Origin of the sequence: Paucidesulfovibrio longus DSM 6739 (genome assembly GCF_000420485.1) — a bacterium.
In the GTDB taxonomy this organism is placed as follows: domain Bacteria; phylum Desulfobacterota; class Desulfovibrionia; order Desulfovibrionales; family Desulfovibrionaceae; genus Paucidesulfovibrio; species Paucidesulfovibrio longus.
Map to the genome: position 1 here is coordinate 108,804 of NZ_ATVA01000011.1, position 17,077 is coordinate 125,880.

Genomic DNA, 17,077 nt, shown 5'->3' on the forward strand with positions numbered 1-17,077 from the left:
GGATGGGAAGAGCCGGGCTCAGGCCCCCTCCGCGCCCCAGGGCGCTCAGCCTTTGGAATGAGTCTTCGTGAACCGCTTTTGCAGCCTGCTCAGTTTTTTTTCCCGTTGTTTCGCTTCCAGGTCCGGGGTGCTGGCCCGGGAACGCTCCAAGCGTTCGGCCTCGCGGCGCAGCTTGAGGAAGGAGCGGTAGCGTTCCGCGTCCAGGTCGCCGCGCTCCACGGCCTCCTTGACGCCGCAGCCGGGCTCGGCTTCGTGGCGGCAGTCCTGAAAGCGGCAGCGGACGGCGAAGCGTTCCACGTCCGCGAAGAGGTCTTCCACGCCGTCGCCGCCCGTGAGCCCGAAGGCGCGCAGGCCGGGCGTGTCGATGAGCAGCCCGCCGCCGGGCAGCAGGAACAGCTCGCGGTGGGTGGTGGCGTGCCGTCCGCGCGAGTCGGCTTCGCGCACCTCGATGGTGCGCTGGCGCTCGCAGCCGAGCAGCCGGTTTACGAGCGTGGATTTTCCCGCGCCGGAAGAGCCGAGCAGGACCGCCGTGACCCCCGGAGCAAGCAGCGCGCGCAGTTCGTCGAGCCCTTCCCCGGTATGCGAGCTGAGCGAGAGGACGTGCGCGCCGGGAACGGCAGCCATGACCCGCGCCAGCTCGCGGCGGCGGTCCGGCCGCAGATCGGCCTTGGTCAGGACGACCACGGGTTCGGCTCCTGCCTCTCGCGCCAGCGCCGCACCCCGTTCCAGGCGGCGCGGGTTGAAGTCGTGGTCCAGTCCGGCGGCGAGCAGCACGAGATCGGCATTGGCCGCCAGGGCCTGGCGCGCGTTTCCGTGGGAAGGGTCGAGCCGAGCGAGCAGGGTGCGCCGGGGCAGCACTGCCTCGATCCGCGCCGCGCCGCGCTGCGGCCCGGCTGTTTCGTTCGCGCCGGGTGCGCTGCCCGTGCGCGCGGCGACCCAGTCGCCCACCACGGGCAATTGGCCGGGGGCGAGGGCTTCATGCCGCAGCCTGCCCGCGAGCACGGCCTGCGACATGCCTTGCTCGTGCAGGAGAAGATAGCGCTCCCGCTCGGCGCGCGCCACGCGCGCGGGCAGCAGTCCGCAGCTGTTCAGGGAATCGAATGACGCAGAATAGAAAGACGACCAGCCAAGGTCGATGAGGTCGTGAAACGACATGGCGTAGCTCCATGGAAAAAGGCCGCACAAAAGCGTCCTCCGGGAATGTTCGCGGAGGCGGTGGCCAGGGGACGTCGGGGTCCGGGTATGGTGCTACGCAAGATCCAGCATGAAGGGCAGCAATTACGCCTTTTCGCCTGCGCGCGTCAAGCGGCGCGGGCGCGCGTCACCGCGCGGGAGGAGAGGGTTGCGGGCGTTCCACGCGGTGCAGGCTGCCGTCTCCGCAGGCGACCCAGATGCCCCCGTCGCGGTCCAGCGCCAGGGTTGCCGGACGGTCCAGGCCGCGCGCCAAGACCGTGCGCTTGCCGTTCTTGTGAATGCGCAGGATTTCGCCGGAACCGCGAAGCGCCACCAGCAGGCCGCCGTTCTGGTCCACGGCCAGGGCGGCGGGAGAGTCGAGTCCGTCCGCGATGAGAATGGTCTCGTTGTCCGGGGTGCGCAGGATTATCCGTCCCGCGCCCCGCGTTTCGCCCTGCTCCGCGACGTAGAGATTGCCGCGCCTGTCGAAGGCCAGGGCCGCAGGCCGCGCAAGGCCGCGCAGGCTCGTGCGTTCAGGAGCGGGAACGGCCTTTGGTCCCGCTCCCCCGGCAAGAGCGGCCGCCGATGCGCAAACAAGGGCCAGCACGGAGACAGAAAGAATGGCGGGCAGGCTGCGGAAGAAGCCGCGTCCCCGGCTTGGCCGCAGGGCGTTTCGCTTCTGCCGCGCGCCCTGTTCCGTATGGATCCCGCTGTTCATTCCCTTTTGCCCGCGCGCTGCTTGTTCGGAAAGACGGTTCATGCTTCCTCCGTGGTTGGGGTTTCTGGAGAAATGCTATGCCTGGGCTCCGTAAGAGGTCCAATATATCTTTACGCACGCATTGAGACGTAATAGATATCGATCATGGAGCTACGACAATTGCGCTATTTTCAGGCCGTGGCCGAGGAGCTGCACTTCGGGCGTGCCGCCGAGCGCGTGCATATCGCCCAGCCGCCGCTCTCGCAGCAGATCAAGCGGCTGGAGGAAGAGCTGGGCGTGCCCCTGCTTCGGCGCAGCAGCCGCAAGGTGGAGCTGACCCCGGAGGGAGCGCGTTTTCTGGACTCGGTGCGTGAAATACTCGAGCGGGTGGAAGGGGCGGCGCACGCGGTGCGGGCCATGGCGCGCGGCGAGGAGGGACGTCTGCGCGTGGGCTTCGTGGGGGCTGCCTCGGACACGCCGTTTCCGGATGCCGTTCGCGACTATCGAGAAAAATATCCGGCTGTTCACCTCGTGCTTCGCGACATGTGCACCCTGCGGCAGCTCGAAGAGCTGCGGCGCGGGGAGATCGACGTGGGGGTGATCCGGCTGTTCGGGCAAAACCTGCGCGGCTACCGCCACGAGACGCTGCTGCGGGAACAGTACGTGCTGGCCATGCCTCGGAACCATGTTCTGGCGAAGCTGAAACGCGTTCCCCTGGAGGCCCTGGACGGCATCCCGTTGGTGCTCTATCCCCGCTCCTCCCAGCCCGCGCTCTACGATACGATCATGACCCGCCTGCGCGAGCAGGGAGTGCGGCCCGTCATCGCCCAGACGGCGAGCACGAAGCAGACCATGAGCGCGCTGGTGGCCGCAGGCATGGGGGTCGCCTTTCTCCACGGCTCCGCCGGGAGGATGCCGCACTCCGGCGTGGAATATCGGCCCCTTGTCGGCGAGTTCCCGGATGTGGAGCTGGTCATGGCCTGGCGACCGGAAAACGACACCGTTCTGGTACAGCGTTTTCTCGAGGCGCTGCGCCGCCGGGTCCATTCCGAGACGGCACCTGGGCGCTGAGCCGATCCGCCGTGCAGGAAAGAGTAAAATATTTTTCAGTAAACCCCTGGCACAGAGTGAATAAAATTTTGTTTCAGACGGGCGATAGTGATGTTCTTCCCTGTTCTTATTGAATGGATTACAGCTTCCGTTGAACGAGCGGGGCTGCGCCGGGCAGAAGGCTGAACGGAGGCGCATCCTCCCCTGGAAGCGGCGGGTCTATTGTCACAAAGCTGTTTCAAAGGCTATGGAGAGCGATCGGTTTTCGCGCCGGATGCGTCGGTCCCGCCACGGGTGGCCTGGCCGCATTCCGAGGGGCGCGGACCGGACAGATTTTTCCGGGCACCCTCCGGGCGGGGGGCGCGCCGCTGGTACCTAACCGCAGTCATCGCTCACAGGAGGAAGTAATGAACAAGGTCGTCTCCATCGTCCTGGCCGCTTGTCTGGTGCTTTCCGCCGGACTGGCCTCGGCGTCCACCTGGGCCCAGATCAAGGAAAAAGGCGTAATCACCGTGGGCAACGCCCCGGACTATCCCCCCTTCGAGTCCATCGACGACAAGGGCGAGCGCGTCGGCTTCGACATCGATCTGGTCCGGGCCGTGGCCAAGCGCATGGGCCTCAAGGTCGAGTTCGTGACCCTGGGCTTCGAGGTCATCGTCACCGCCGTGCAGAGCGGCCAGGTGGACCTGGGCGTTTCCGGCATGAGCATCAACGACGAGCGCAAGCAGTTCGTCAACTTCACCGATCCGTATTTCACCGCCGGTCAGGTCGTGGTCACCACCCCTGAATCGGGCATCAAGACCCTGGCCGATCTCAAGGGCAAGCGCGTTTCCGCTCCCGTGGGCACCACGAGCTACGCCGCGGCCGAGAAGCTGGAAGGCATCGAGCTGACCGCGCCCGAAGACTACAACATGTCCTTCGCGCTGCTCAAGGGCGGCGGATGCGACGCGGCCGTGGCCGACATCCCCGTGGCCGAGGAATACGTCAAGCAGGGCGGCTTCACCATCGTGGGCGAGCCCCTGACCTTCGAGGAATTCGCCATGATCGCCAACAAGGACAACGCGGACTTCATCGTCGAGCTGAACAAGGCCCTGGCCGAGGTCAAGGCGTCCGGCGAGCACGAGGCGCTGATGAAGAAGTGGGGCCTGAAGTAGGCCCGAAGGCATGAACACGGGCCGGGACGCGTTCCCGGCCCGTTTTTGGATTCAACCCGCCCGCACCGGGCACGTCATTTCGGCACGCTGGAGGCAAGGTGGATTTTTCGCTCGTCTGGAAACACAACGCCCTGATGTTCAAGGGCATGCTCACGACCCTGGAATGCACGGGCGGGGCCATCAGCATGGGGCTTGTCCTGGGCATCGTCGCGGGCATCGCGATCATCTCGGAAAAGCGGCTGACCCGCTGGATCGCCGACGCCTACGTGCAGATCATCCGCGGCACGCCGCTCCTGCTGCAAATATTTTTCTTCTACCTCGGCGGCCCGCAGATCTACCGCGCCATCACCGGGGACTCCATCTCGCCGGACCCCTTGATCACGGGCATTCTGGCCCTGGGCGTGAACAGCGGGGCCTACACGGCCGAGATCATCCGCGCGGGCATCCAGTCCATCGGCAAGGGCCAGACCGAGGCCGCCATGTCTTCCGGCCTGACCCGCAACCAGACCATGATCTACATCATCCTGCCCCAGGCCCTGCGCCGCATGATTCCGCCGCTCTTCAACGAACTGATCGTGCTGCTCAAGGACTCCTCGCTGATCTCCACCATCGGCGTGGCCGACCTGATGTTCTCGGCCAAGCTGCTCGGCTCCAAGTATTACAACTACGTGCCCTTCCTGCTCGGCGCGGCCTGCGTCTACCTCGTGCTGACCATCAGCTTCTCCCGCGTGATGAAGTACCTGGAAAACCGCTGGCCCGTGCGGCTCTAGCGCTCAGAACCGCAGAGCGCCCAGCACGCCGAAGCCCCCGCCGGATGATTCCAGCGGGGGCTTTTTCATGGGCCTTGCGCGGCTTGGCTAGAACTTGATCAGGTTCAGGCCGATCTTCTCGTCGAAGTAGCGGTCGATGCCGCCTTCCACCGCGTCGATCCAGATTTCGGCGGTGGCGCTGACGTCCGCCTCATTGAGGTGGCCGCCGAAGCACTGGTGCTTCTCGTCCGCGAGGTTGGCGTGCAGGTGCAGGTAGGTCTTGCCGTCCATGGTGCTGACGTTGCCGAGCAGGGAAACGATCTCGAACGCGCCCTTGAGCTCGCTCTTGATGTAGACCTTGGTGTCCGTGCGGAACAGGCCGATGACGGCGCGGCCCACCGCGCCGATGCCGCTGACCATGCCGAGCTTCACGCCGTATTCTTCGCAGGCCCGCATGACCGAGGCGACCACCTCGTCGCCGGGATCGAGCCGGACCAGTATCCGGGTGCCGAATTGTTTGCTTTCCATAATCGCTCCTTGTGGTTGTCGCTTGCTTCCAGAGTATGGAATCTCGCGGGCCGTGCGTCAACCGTCCGCGTGCTGCGCTGCGCGGGCAGGAGGAAGAGGCCTCCGGCGGCTGGGGCCCGCGGCCCCAGACCCCTTTCTCCGCTCGCGCTGCGCGCGGCGGGGGGGGAGGGATGAGACAGGCTTGCAGGGAGTGCGTCAAGCGGCTCGCGCTGCGCGCGGCGGGGGCGCATAAAAAAAGCCCCCGCCGGAGCAGGGGGCCTTGGTAATCAAGCAAAGGGTGCCGGGTCGGCCTAGTACATGCCGCCCATTCCGCCCATTCCGCCCATGCCGCCGGGCATGGCCGGAGCAGCGGACTCGTCCTTGGGCTTCTCGGCGATGGCGCACTCGGTGGTCAGCAGCAGACCGGCCACGGAAGCGGCGTTCTGCAGGGCGATGCGGGTGACCTTCTTCGGGTCGATGACGCCCGCCTTGATCAGGTCTTCGTACTCGCCGGTGGCGGCGTTGAAGCCGAAGCCGTCCTTGCCGCCCTTGACCTTCTCCACGACCACGGAGCCTTCGAAGCCGGCGTTCGCGGAGATCTGGCGCAGGGGCTCTTCCACGGCGCGGGAGATGATTGCGACGCCGGCGGCCTCGTCGTCCTCGGCCAGCTTCAGGCCGTCCAGGATCTGGGAGGCACGGGCCAGGGGCACGCCGCCGCCGGGCACGATGCCCTCTTCGACGGCCGCGCGGGTGGCGTTCAGGGCGTCCTCGACGCGGGCCTTCTTCTCCTTCATCTCGGTCTCGGTGGCAGCGCCGACATTGATGACGGCCACGCCGCCCACGAGCTTGGCCAGGCGTTCCTGGAGCTTCTCGCGGTCGTAGTCGGAGGAGGTTTCCTTGATCTCGTTCTGGATCTGCTTCACGCGGGCCTTGATGTCCTCGGACTTTCCGGCGCCGCCCACGATGGTGGTGTTCTCCTTGTCGAGCACGACGCGCTTGGCGGTGCCGAGGTCGGCGACAGTGACGTTCTCAAGCTTGATGCCCAGGTCCTCGGTGACGAGCTGGCCGCCGGTGAGGGTCGCGATGTCCTGGAGCATGGCCTTGCGGCGCTCGCCGAAGCCGGGAGCCTTGACCGCGGCGATGTTCAGGGTGCCGCGCAGACGGTTGACGACCAGGGTGGCCAGGGCCTCGCCCTCGATGTCCTCGGCGATGATCAGCAGGGGCTTGCTCATCTTGGCGGTCTGCTCCAGGACGGGCAGCAGATCCTTCATGTTGGAGATTTTCTTCTCGTGCAGGAGGATGAACGGATCCTCGAACTCGCAGGACATCTTCTCCGGGTTGTTCACGAAGTAGGGGGAGAGGTAGCCGCGATCGAACTGCATGCCTTCGACGACATCCAGAGTGGTCTCCAGGCCCTTGGCCTCCTCGACCGTGATCACGCCTTCCTTGCCGACCTTGTTCATGGCCTCGGCGATGATGTTGCCGATGGTGGCGTCGTTGTTGGCGGAAATGGTGCCGACCTGGGCGATTTCCTTCTGGTCGCGGGTGGGCTTGGCCACGGCGTCCAGTTCCTTGACGATGGCTTCCACGGCCTTGTCGATGCCGCGCTTGATGGCCATGGGGTTGCGGCCGGCGGCCACGAGCTTGACGCCTTCCTTGAAGATGGCCTGGGCCAGGATGGTGGCGGTGGTGGTGCCGTCGCCCGCGATGTCGGAGGTCTTGGAGGCGACTTCCTTGACCATCTGGGCGCCCATGTTCTCGAACTTGTCCTCGAGCTCAATTTCCTTGGCGACGGTGACGCCGTCCTTGGTGATGATCGGGGAACCGAAGGATTTCTCGATGACCACGTTGCGGCCCTTGGGGCCGAGGGTCACTTTGACGGCGTTGGCGAGCTTGTCCACGCCCGCCTTCAGGCGTTCGCGGGCTTTGGCGTCGAAAAGAATGTCTTTGGCCATGATATGGATCTCCTTACGTGGTGAGTTTTGGGATTCGCGACGGGATGCTTACTCGACGATGGCGAGGATGTCTTCCTCGCGCATGACCAGATGCTCTTCGCCGTCCAGCTTGATTTCGGTGCCTGCATACTTGGCGAAGAGAACCACATCGCCGGCTTTCACGGTCATGGGCACGACCTTGCCGTCGTCGCCGGCCTTGCCGGGACCAGCGGCGACAACCTCGCCGCGCATGGGCTTTTCCTTGGCGGAATCGGGAATGATGATGCCTCCCGCAGTTCTCTCTTCCATCTCGAGGCGCTTCACCAGCACTCGGTCGCTCAAGGGCTTCAGCTTCATGCTATTACTCCTCCAACAGAATGTAATTAGTTTGTGATTCTTGGGCGCCGTCATCGCCGAAAACGTCGGCGGACCCTGTCGGGCCCGGCGCTGTCTGACAAGTAAACACGAAGCCCGGACTGTCAAGCGCGGTCGGGGCATTTTTTTTGGGAAGCAAACTCCCCGTCAAAATAAGCGAAAATCGAGTCCAAGCTCGGCGCAGAGCATCTCCGCGAGCTTCTCGGCGGGCGTCCAGCCGCCGCAGCACTCCGGGGAAAGGCTCACTGTCAGGCAGGCGAGCTGCCCGGCCTCGTGCGCGCGGACCACCGGGGCGGCCACGGCCCGGACGTATTCCTCGGAAAACAGGGGGCGCATTTCCGCGTCCGGCCCGCGGAAGAAGAAATAATCCACGTCCAGGTTGACCAGCCAGGGACCGCCCTGGGTCAGGTCCAGCAGGGGCAGCTGCCAGGGCTGCATCTCGAAGATTTCCACCGCGTCGGGGCGCAGCCCTTTTCCGTGCGTGGCAAAGGCCCAGTCGTGGACAAGCTCCGGCCGCGCGCCCATGAGCAGCCCGATGTAGTTGTCCCAGCGGAACAGGGGCGTGCTGGTCAGAAAGTCCGTTTCCAGGGCTTCGTCCAGATAGCCGTCGAGGCTGAAATCCAGGAGGCCGCGCCCGCCGAGATGCGCGAGGTCGCGCCGGGAGAGCACCGCATCGTAATGCTGGTCCACGTGCAGCAGGCCGTAGCTCCGGCCGGGGGCCATGTGCCGGGACCAGCACCAGAGCGCGGCCCGGTGGTTGTCCATGACGTAGGCGTTGCCGTCGTTCCAGAGGAAATTCATGTGCAGGGCCGCGGAATCGGCCCGGCCGGTGAAGGGGATCAGCCAGTGGGCATCGGTCATGGTCGCTCCGTGCGGGCTAGTCGTGCCGGGGCGAATATTCGCCCAGTTCCAGGTCTTCCCCGGTGCGGCCGTAGAAGATCGTTTCCTCGGCCAGCCTGTCGGCCAGGGCCGCCTCGTCCGAGGGGTGCAGCTCGCCGGGCAGCAGACGCCAGGACCAGTTGCCCTCGGCCAATCCGGGGACGTTCATGCGCGCTTCGGGGCCGAGGCCGAGCACGTCCTGCGCCGGGACGAGGGCCTGGGCCGCCGGGCTGGCCAGGGCCAGCCGGAGCAGGGCCGCGGGCGCGTCCGCCGCGCTCACGCGGGAGCCGACGAAGCGTTCCAGGCGTTTTTTGCCCTGGGCGTCCAGCTCCTGCTCGAACCAGCCCCGCGTCGTGTTGTTGTCGTGGGTTCCGGTATAGACCGCGCCCAGGGGCTCGTGGCGGAAGGGCGCGTTGGGCGTGCGGGCGGCTCCGGGGCTGAATCCGAACTGGAGCACGTGCATGCCGGGCAGGTCGAACTCGCGGCGAAGCTCTTCCACGTCCGGGGTGATGATGCCGAGGTTCTCGGCCAGGATGGGCAGCCGGGCCGGGTTTCCCGTACGCTTGCGCAGGGTCCGCAGCAGGGCGCTTCCCGGCGCGGGAACCCAGCGTCCGCGCACGGCGGTGCGCTCCTCGGCGGGGATTTCCCAGTAGGCGGCGAAGCCCCGGAAATGGTCGAGGCGGACCTGGTCGTGCAGTCCGAAATGGTGCAGCAGCCGGGCCGTCCACCAGGCGAAGTCCTGGGCCTGGTTCGCGTCCCAGTCGAAGACCGGGTTGCCCCAGCGCTGCCCGGTTTTGGAAAAGTAGTCCGGCGGCACGCCCGCCACGCAGGTGCGGCGGCCCTCGGCGTCGAGCTTGAAAAGGGCGCGGTTGCACCAGACGTCCGGGCTGTCGTGGGTCACGTAGATGGGCACGTCGCCCACGAGTTCGACGCCGTGCTCGGCCAGCCGGGCGCGCAGCCGCCCCCACTGCCGGAAGAAGCGGTGCTGGCAGAATTTGTGGAAGAGGATTTCGCGGGCCAGCTTTTCGCCGTATTCGCGCAGGGCCTCATCCCGGCGGTCGCGCAGGGGGGCGGGCCAGTCGTACCATGCGGCCTGGGCGTGGTGCTCCTTGCAGGCCAGGAACAGGGCCAGATCGTTGGCCCAGTGGCCGTTCGCCGCGAGAAAGCCGTTGAAGTCCGCGTCGTCCAGGAGGCCGTGCTCGGCGCGGGCAAAGGCGCGGCGCAGCAGGTCGTTCTTGGCGGCCCTGGCCAGGGCGTAGTTCACGCTCCGGCCGGGCGCGGCCGCTGCCTTGTCCAGTTCCGAGGCGTCGAGCAGGCCCTCCTCCCGCAGCAGTTCCGGGCTGATCAGCAGCGGCTCGCCGCCGAAGGCGGAAAAGCCGGCATAGGGCGAGTCGCCCACAAAGGAAGAGCTGGGCGCGAGCGGCAGGATCTGCCATTGGCGCTGCCCGGCCCGGGCCAGGAACGCGGCGAAACGCTCGGCCTCCGGGCCGAGGTCGCCCACGCCGAAGCGCGAGGGCAGCGAGGTCAGATGCAGAAGCAGGCCGCTGGTGCGTTTCATGGCTCGTCTCCGTTGCTGGTTGATCCTGGAGAGTATTGCCCGCTGCGGAGTCGGCTGTCCAGCGTTCCGGACCGGGCCGCGCGGGTTCGGCTTTTGTCCGTTGCCGCTGCGGCATGCGCAGACGCGGCCCTGCCGCGATCTTTGTCACGAGAATGACAACTTGGCCGCGCCGCGTGAAAGCGCAAGCACTTGCGGCTTTGCGGCGAACATGATTCCATCGTGTTGCGATTTACTGGCGGTTCGGCCTGTGCTAATGAACCGCACCCACGCTTTCGTTACAAGGAGCACACATGCAAGGAAGGGAGCGGCAATTGGAACACTCGAAAGATCTTTTCAGCAAGGATCTCTTCACGCTGGGCCAGCCTTCCGGAGACCCGTTGCGCAAGGCGTTTTTCGCATTGATGAAACGCCCCCTGGCTCGGCTGCTCTGTTTCAAGAAGATGAATAGCATCTATAGCGAGACTTGCGGCGGCATGAAGGACGGAGATGATTTCGTGGACGTGGTCCTGGACCGTCTCAACGTCCATGTGAACATCAACGAGGAATATCTCAGGAACATTCCCGCCAAGGGACCGGTCTTCGTGGTCGCGAACCATCCCTTCGGCATCATCGACGGCCTGATCCTGATCAAGGCCATGCGCACGGTGCGGCCCGACTCCCTGATCATGGCCAACAGCATGCTCGGCATGATCCCGGAAATGCTTCCCTATCTCATCGAGGTGGACCCCTTCGGAACCTCGGATTCCGTCAAGCGCAACATCAACGGGCTCAAGACCGCCATGCGCTGGCTCAAGCAGGGCCACATGATCGGAACCTTCCCGGCGGGCGAGGTGGCCTCGCTGCGGCTGCGCAAGCGCATGGTCCGCGACCCGCAGTGGAGCACCACGGTGGCCGGGATCATCCGCAAGACCGGAGCCCAGGTCGTGCCCATGTTCTTCAAGGGGCGGCACGGCCCGCTCTTCCAGGCCCTGGGCCTGGTCCATCCCCGGCTGCGCACGGTCATGCTGCCCCGCGTGAACCTCAAGCAGGTCAACCAGACCGTGGACGTGACCGTGGGCAAGCCCATCACCGCTGCCAAAATGGCTTCCTTTGCCAGCGACGAGGAGGCGATCAACTATCTGCGTTTCCGCACGCACGTCCTGCGCCGTTTCGACAAGAAAAAAGAAAAGGAACGTGCGGATCTGAGCGTCTCGACGCCCATTGCCCGGCCCTGGCCCCGCGAGGAATTGCTCCGCGAAATCGAATCCCTGCCCGAAGACCGCATTCTGGTCAGCTCCGGCCCGTTCGTGGTCTTCGAGAGCGGCGTGGCCCAGCGTCCTGGGCTGCTCCACGAGATCGGCCGCCTGCGCGAGGAGACGTTCCGCCCGGTGGGCGAGGGCACGGGCCGCGAGCTGGACACGGACCGCTTCGACATGACCTACCGCCACCTCGTGCTCTGGGACAGCGAAAACCAGCGTCTCGCCGGGGCCTACCGCTTCGGCAAGACCGACGAGCTGCTGGCCCGGCAGGGCATCAAGGGGCTGTATTCCTCGACGCTGTTCAAGCTGCGCCCGGAACTCTTCGAGCAGATGGGGCCGGCCATGGAAATGGGCCGCTCGTTCATCTGCTCGGAGTACCAGCGCAGCTACCAGCCGCTGCTGATGCTCTGGAAGGGCATCGCCGAGTATGTTTGCCGCAATCCGCGCTACAAGACGCTGTTCGGATGCGTGAGCGTGTCCAGCGACTACACCCAGGTTTCGCGCGAGCTGATGGTCCGCTTCCTGGAACGGCACTGCTCCGCGCCGGAGCTGGCGAACTATGCCGTTCCCAAGCGTCCGCCCAAGATCAAATACATGAAGCGGCTGGACATCTCCCTGCCGGAGACCGCCTTCAACGATATCGAGGACATCGGGGTCGTCGTGGGCGACATCGAAACGGACAAGTCCATCCCGGTGCTGCTCAAGCAATACCTCAAGCTTGGCGGCAAGATCCTGGCCTTCAACATCGACCCGGACTTCAACGACTGCATGGACGGGCTGATTCTCGTCGATTTGCGCAAGACCGAACCGCGCATGCTCAACCGCTTCATGGGAGCGGACAAGGCCGCGGCGTTTCTGGAATATCATAAGGTCACGGGCGAGCCGGACAAGGCCGCGTGAACCTCTGAATTGCGAATTTGAAGAAGATGGGGGCGCGTCCGGAAGGGCGCGCCCTTTTTTATATGCTCTCCGCCAGGAACAAGGCCCGCAGCGGTTCCCAGCCAAGCAGCTTTGCGGCCATCTTGTCGTATCCGATGACGTCGGGATGGGCGCCGTCCCCGCGCTTGAGCGCGGCCTTGTAGGTTCCGGAAGCGTCCAGGGCGGAGAAGAGATCGAAGGCGGGCACCTTCCGCTCCTTGGCAAGGGCGAGAAAGCCTGCGGCCAACTCCCGGATGTGTTCGTTGACCGACGGGTCGGCCACGGGAGGCGGCGTCAGCAGGAAGGTGGGCGCCAGTGCCGGAGCCGCGCTCAGAATCTCGCGGCAGGCGGCGAAACTGTCCTCCCGGGGGAGATTCTGGTTCGCGTCCGCCGTGCCGAAGCAAAAAACCAGGCCGGCGGGGCGCGCCTTGAGCCGGGCTCCGGCTTCGGCGCGCCAGCGCGTGCGGATTGCGGGGGCGGTGTCCGCACGGATGCCGAGGTTGTAGCAGGACACGCCCCTTCCGGCGCTCATGGAGGCGGCGCAGAGCCTGCCGGGCCAGCCCCGGCCGGTCGGGTCCGCGAATCCCAGGGTCAAGGAATCTCCGAAGCAGCAGATGATCATGTGTTTTTCTCCGTGGCGAATCCTAGACCGCTTCGGCTCTGCTGCCAAGGGGCTGAGGCTTGCGCTCGGAGCGTCGTCTCGGCGGGGAGTGAAATTCGTGTTATGTTTTTCTTCGTCTTTCCTTGTACTCATCTCCACAAGTGTGTATTAAATGAAACGTATCGTCAGGGATAGTCATCCCGGCCCCTGTAGCAGATTCAATTCCCGGCCGGGCGAGAAAGGGACATGCAAATGGAGGATGCACTCAGATGCTCAAAAATCTGAAACTGGGCGTCAAGCTCGGAGCTGGATTCGGCCTGCTGATGCTGATCGCTGCGACGTTGGGAGGCATTGCGACCTACAACATGCTCAGCGTTGGGGCGCAGTCGAAAGTTCTTGCGGAGGAGTATGTCCCGGAAGTCGATATCGCCAACAACATTGAGCGGCATTCCCTTCTGACCATGTTCGCCATGCGGGGCTATGCGCTGAGCATGGAACCGAAACTTTGGGAAGAGGCTCAGAGCGGATTGGAAGAGGTTCGCAATTATCTCGCCCAGGCCAAGGCCCACAGCGAAAAGTATAGGGATCTGGTCAAGCTGCGGGAGGGGGTGGAAATCGCCACGAGCAAGGTGGACCAGTATGACAAGCTGGCCCAGCGAACCAACGAGCTGATCGTGGTCATGGAGCAGGACCGAACGGCCATGGACGCCGCCGCGGCAGCCTACATGAAGAACTGTGCGAATTTTCTCGAGTCCCAGACCAACGCCATGATCGAGGAGGTCAACCAGGGACAGCCTGCACCCAAGCTGCTTGAGCGTCTGAACAAGGTTTCCTGGGTCAACGACATCATCGACCTCGGCAACGACACGCGGGTGCGCAACTTCAAGGCGCAGGCCATGCGTGATCCGGAGATGCTGGAAGCGGCCCTGGGCAACTTCGCGCGCATGGACGAGCTGTTCAACAAGCTCCGGACCGTCACTCGCCGGGAGGACAACCTCAAGCAAATCGAGGCCACCCGCGCCGCGGCCAACGACTATCGTCAGGCCATGGAATCTTTCCTGAAGAATCTCAAGGAACTCGCCGAGGTGGGCAAGGGCAGGGAAACCTCTTCCGCCGACGTGCTCAAGGCCGCCCAGGATACGGCGGCAGCGGGCATGGCCCTGACCAAGGAACGCGCCGCGGAGTCCGTGGCCGCGTTGAACACCGCGTCCACGGTCATGGTCATCGGCCTGGTCGTGGCATTGCTGCTCGGCGTGGTCGTGGCCGTGCTGCTGACGCGGATCATCACCAAGCCCGTACTTCTCGGCGTGACCTTCGCCGAGAATATGGCTCAGGGCGACTTCACCCAGAACCTGGACATCGACCAGAAGGACGAGGTCGGCGTGCTGGCCGGCTCGCTCAACGACATGGTCGCCAAGCTGCGCCAGGTGGTCCACGACGTGCAATCCGCCACCGAGAACGTGGCTTCCGGCAGCGAGGAGCTTTCCGCCTCGGCCCAGACCCTTTCCCAGGGCGCGACCGAGCAGGCCGCGAGCATCGAGGAAGTCTCTTCCTCCATGGAGGAGATGACCGCCAACATCAAGCAGAACGCCGACAACGCCCGCCAGACCGAGGCCATCGCCCAGCAGGCCGCGCGCGACGCCGCCGAGGGCGGGCAGGCCGTGAATCAGGCCGTGGACGCCATGAAGAACATCGCCGAAAAGATCTCCATCATCGAGGAGATCGCCCGGCAGACCAACCTGCTCGCGCTGAACGCCGCCATCGAGGCGGCCCGCGCAGGCGAGCACGGCAAGGGCTTCGCGGTCGTGGCAGCCGAGGTCCGCAAGCTGGCCGAACGCAGCGGCGCCGCCGCCGGGGAGATCAGCGAACTCTCCTCCAACACGGTTCAGGTCGCGGACAACGCCGGGCAGATGCTCGCCAAGCTCGTGCCGGACATCCAGAAGACGGCCGAGCTGGTCCAGGAAATCACGGCGGCCAGCAACGAACAGAACGCGGGCGTCGAGCAGATCAACCGGGCCATTCAGCAGCTGGATCAGGTCATTCAGTCCAATGCCTCGGCCGCCGAGGAAATGGCCTCCACTTCCGAGGAGCTCTCCAGCCAGTCCCAGATGCTCCAGCAGACCATGTCCTTCTTCCGTGTCGGCCAGTCCGAGTCGCGGAGGATGGTCGTGCGCAAGCAGAAGCCCAAGCAGCTGGAAGCCGGCGTCTCGAAGCGCGGTCTGGCCGCTGAAGCCAAGCGTCCCGCCAAGAAGGAGCAGGACAGCGGCGGCAAGGGCGGAGGCGTGGACCTGAGCCTCGGCGAAGACCACAACGACGAGGAATTCGAGCGCTTCTAGTTCGCGGTCATACGCAACGGTTTTGACAACACGTCGGCTTCTTTCGAGGCCGACGTGTTTTTTGTTGGAATCACGGTTGCTTCCCGCTGTGCTCTGGTGTAATGTTCATCAACGATCACCGATGTTTGACCGGGAGCCGAGCGAATGAGCGGAAGAGTGCACCCCCCCCAGTCCGATTGCGACGGCATGTTTTTGATCCGGCGTCCTGTCCTGGATCGAAACCATAACGTCTGGGGATACGAGATGGCTGCGGGAGGCGGTGTGGGCACCGTGGAGGATGCCGGAGATTGCGTGCTCGGAGAAGGCGTCGAGGTCGGTCTGGCCGGAGTGGGCGAGGCAGCGGCGATACTCGCGCCCTTTACCCGGAACATGCTTCTGGGCGGACGATACCTTGATCTTCCCGCTGGCCGCGCCTTCATCCAGCTCGGCCCCGAAGTGGACGAGGACGGGGATGCCCTCGCCGCGGTCCGGGAGGCCAAGGAAGCGGGATACGGCCTTGTTCTGGACAGCTACTTGCCGGACATGGGCAGGGAGGGCTTCGCCGTCCTGGCGGACATGCTCAAGATTCCCGTGTCCGGACGCACTCCCCGCGAGGTCATCGCCACCGCTTCCCGCCTGAAAAAACATCCGGCCAAGATGGTGGCCATGGGAGTGCAGGACTGGCAGACCTTCGAGGGAGTGCGGGCGCTCGGCTTCTCCTTCTACCAGGGCCCTTACTTCGGCCAGCCGCGCGTGGAGCCGGGCAGCAAGCTATCCGGAAACACCCTGAGCAAGCTGCGCACACTGGGGGAGCTTCTCCAGCCCGGCCGGGATCTCAAGGAATTCGCCCCCATCATCGCTTCCGATCCCATGCTCAGCTATCGACTGCTCCGGTTCATCAATTCGGCGGCCTTCTGCCTGGTGCAGCGCGTGGCCTCCGTGGAACAGGCGGTGAATCTTCTCGGCATGAGCGCCCTGCGCCAATGGGCCATGTTCATGGTCGTTTCCGACCTGGACGGCACGGGCAAGGGGGAAGAGCTGGCCTATCTCGCGCTCCAGCGCGGACGTTTTCTGGAACAGTGCTCGGACGATGTCGATGTCCGTCCGGTTTCTTCGCAGGCCATGTTCCTGGCGGGCCTGTTTTCCATGCTCGACGCCCTGCTCGGACTGCCCATGCGCGAAGCGCTGCGCGACCTGCCACTGGAGAAGCCTATCCTGGACGGCCTGTCGGGCAAGCCCGGCTGGGTGCGCCAGTGGCTCGACCTCGTGGCGGCGGTGGAGGGCGGAGACTGGCCTCGCGCGATCCAGATCTGCGACCAGCTCGGAGTCGTGCCCCGCATCGCCGCCGTGAAGTATCTCAAAGCCTCGGCCTGGGCCGGGGAGAGGTTTTCCTTCTCCCGCAAGGATGAGGGCTGACAGGCTCTGCTAGTCTTTGATCCGTGCCGTGACCTCGATCATCTCCAACGCGAAGACCGCCGTGATCTTGAGCATGTCCTCATTCATGGGCAGGCTTTCGCCCGCATAGCGCCGGACCACGATATCCAACGCTGCGGCGCGTTCCGATTCGTCCAGTAGAATTTTCGACACCGCCTCGCCCCGAACGCTCTTGAAGCGATAGCCCCACTTGCAGGCCTTGTCCGAGGTCTTGGGTTCCATGTCGGTCACAGCGGAAAAGCCCAGCCTGCCGTTCTTCAGGGCTGCGGCCTTGCGGCCATCGAGGCCGGAATGCACGAACAGGGTGCGGCCCGAGCGGGCGAAATTCACGGGCACGCAAAAGGGGCCGTCATCGTCGCACAAGGCGAGATGCAGCACGTCGGCGCGGTCCAGGATGTCGTTGATGACGGTTTCTTCTCGAGTGACGTTTTTGCGCATGATCTCTCCGTAGGATCGTGGTTGGGCTAGCTCCCTGCGCTTTTCATCCGCAGGCAA

Annotated in this window: 15 protein-coding genes; 6 read left to right on the plus strand and 9 right to left on the minus strand. The window is 64.9% G+C overall.

The genetic code is table 11. The features are described from left to right. Positions 1-45: 45 nt before the first annotated feature. Entirely contained in the window at positions 46-1,155 is a 1,110-nt protein-coding gene (gene rsgA / locus G452_RS0102205; RefSeq protein ID WP_022660623.1) for a ribosome small subunit-dependent GTPase A, read from the minus strand. Between the two features lie 166 nt (positions 1,156-1,321). Continuing rightward, positions 1,322-1,933: an NHL repeat-containing protein gene (locus G452_RS0102210; protein WP_022660624.1), complete on the minus strand. Its 612-nt coding sequence runs from the start codon at positions 1,931-1,933 to the stop codon at positions 1,322-1,324. 102 nt (positions 1,934-2,035) lie between these two features. On the opposite strand from G452_RS0102210, the gene G452_RS0102215 reads away from it, so the two are divergent. From G452_RS0102215 to G452_RS0102225, 3 genes are all read left to right on the plus strand, one after another. Next, entirely contained in the window at positions 2,036-2,941 is a 906-nt protein-coding gene (locus G452_RS0102215; protein ID WP_022660625.1) for a LysR substrate-binding domain-containing protein, read from the plus strand. Between the two features lie 386 nt (positions 2,942-3,327). Next, positions 3,328-4,074, plus strand: a complete 747-nt coding sequence (locus tag G452_RS0102220) for a basic amino acid ABC transporter substrate-binding protein (protein WP_022660626.1) — start codon at positions 3,328-3,330, stop codon at positions 4,072-4,074. A 98-nt stretch (positions 4,075-4,172) separates the two neighbouring features. Then, positions 4,173-4,844, plus strand: a complete 672-nt coding sequence (locus tag G452_RS0102225) for an amino acid ABC transporter permease (protein WP_022660627.1) — start codon at positions 4,173-4,175, stop codon at positions 4,842-4,844. An 87-nt stretch (positions 4,845-4,931) separates the two neighbouring features. On the opposite strand, the gene G452_RS0102230 is transcribed toward G452_RS0102225, so the two are convergent. The 5 genes from G452_RS0102230 to malQ form a co-directional block, all read right to left on the minus strand. Continuing rightward, the gene (locus tag G452_RS0102230; RefSeq protein WP_022660628.1) at positions 4,932-5,351 is read right to left on the minus strand and encodes a PPC domain-containing DNA-binding protein; all 420 of its coding nucleotides are present in this window, start codon (positions 5,349-5,351) and stop codon (positions 4,932-4,934) included. Between the two features lie 290 nt (positions 5,352-5,641). Continuing rightward, positions 5,642-7,285 (minus strand): chaperonin GroEL, encoded by a 1,644-nt coding sequence (groL, locus tag G452_RS0102235; protein ID WP_022660629.1) that lies wholly within the window; start codon positions 7,283-7,285, stop codon positions 5,642-5,644. A gap of 48 nt (positions 7,286-7,333) precedes the next feature. Continuing rightward, on the minus strand, positions 7,334-7,621 hold the full coding sequence (groES, locus tag G452_RS0102240) for a co-chaperone GroES (protein WP_022660630.1): 288 nt from the start codon (positions 7,619-7,621) through the stop codon (positions 7,334-7,336). A 165-nt stretch (positions 7,622-7,786) separates the two neighbouring features. Continuing rightward, the gene (locus G452_RS0102245; RefSeq protein ID WP_022660631.1) at positions 7,787-8,500 is read right to left on the minus strand and encodes a peptide arginase family protein; all 714 of its coding nucleotides are present in this window, start codon (positions 8,498-8,500) and stop codon (positions 7,787-7,789) included. 16 nt (positions 8,501-8,516) lie between these two features. Then, positions 8,517-10,076 (minus strand): 4-alpha-glucanotransferase, encoded by a 1,560-nt coding sequence (gene malQ / locus G452_RS0102250; RefSeq protein WP_022660632.1) that lies wholly within the window; start codon positions 10,074-10,076, stop codon positions 8,517-8,519. 311 nt (positions 10,077-10,387) lie between these two features. Here malQ and G452_RS0102255 point away from each other — a divergent pair, with 311 nt between their 5' ends. Next, positions 10,388-12,214, plus strand: coding sequence for a lysophospholipid acyltransferase family protein (locus tag G452_RS0102255; RefSeq protein ID WP_235619578.1), 1,827 nt, complete (start codon positions 10,388-10,390; stop codon positions 12,212-12,214). A gap of 58 nt (positions 12,215-12,272) precedes the next feature. Here the strand turns inward: G452_RS0102255 and G452_RS17695 are convergent, their stop codons facing one another. Further along, positions 12,273-12,854, minus strand: coding sequence for a GDSL-type esterase/lipase family protein (locus G452_RS17695; RefSeq protein WP_022660634.1), 582 nt, complete (start codon positions 12,852-12,854; stop codon positions 12,273-12,275). A gap of 248 nt (positions 12,855-13,102) precedes the next feature. Here G452_RS17695 and G452_RS0102265 point away from each other — a divergent pair, with 248 nt between their 5' ends. After that, positions 13,103-15,169 carry a methyl-accepting chemotaxis protein gene (locus G452_RS0102265; RefSeq protein ID WP_022660635.1) on the plus strand — a complete coding sequence of 689 codons (2,067 nt, stop codon included), beginning with the start codon at positions 13,103-13,105 and terminating at the stop codon, positions 15,167-15,169. A 144-nt stretch (positions 15,170-15,313) separates the two neighbouring features. Further along, on the plus strand, positions 15,314-16,564 hold the full coding sequence (locus tag G452_RS0102270) for an EAL and HDOD domain-containing protein (protein ID WP_081650432.1): 1,251 nt from the start codon (positions 15,314-15,316) through the stop codon (positions 16,562-16,564). 9 nt (positions 16,565-16,573) lie between these two features. Here the strand turns inward: G452_RS0102270 and G452_RS0102275 are convergent, their stop codons facing one another. Further along, positions 16,574-17,020: a pyridoxamine 5'-phosphate oxidase family protein gene (locus tag G452_RS0102275; RefSeq protein WP_022660637.1), complete on the minus strand. Its 447-nt coding sequence runs from the start codon at positions 17,018-17,020 to the stop codon at positions 16,574-16,576. Positions 17,021-17,077 lie beyond the last annotated feature (57 nt).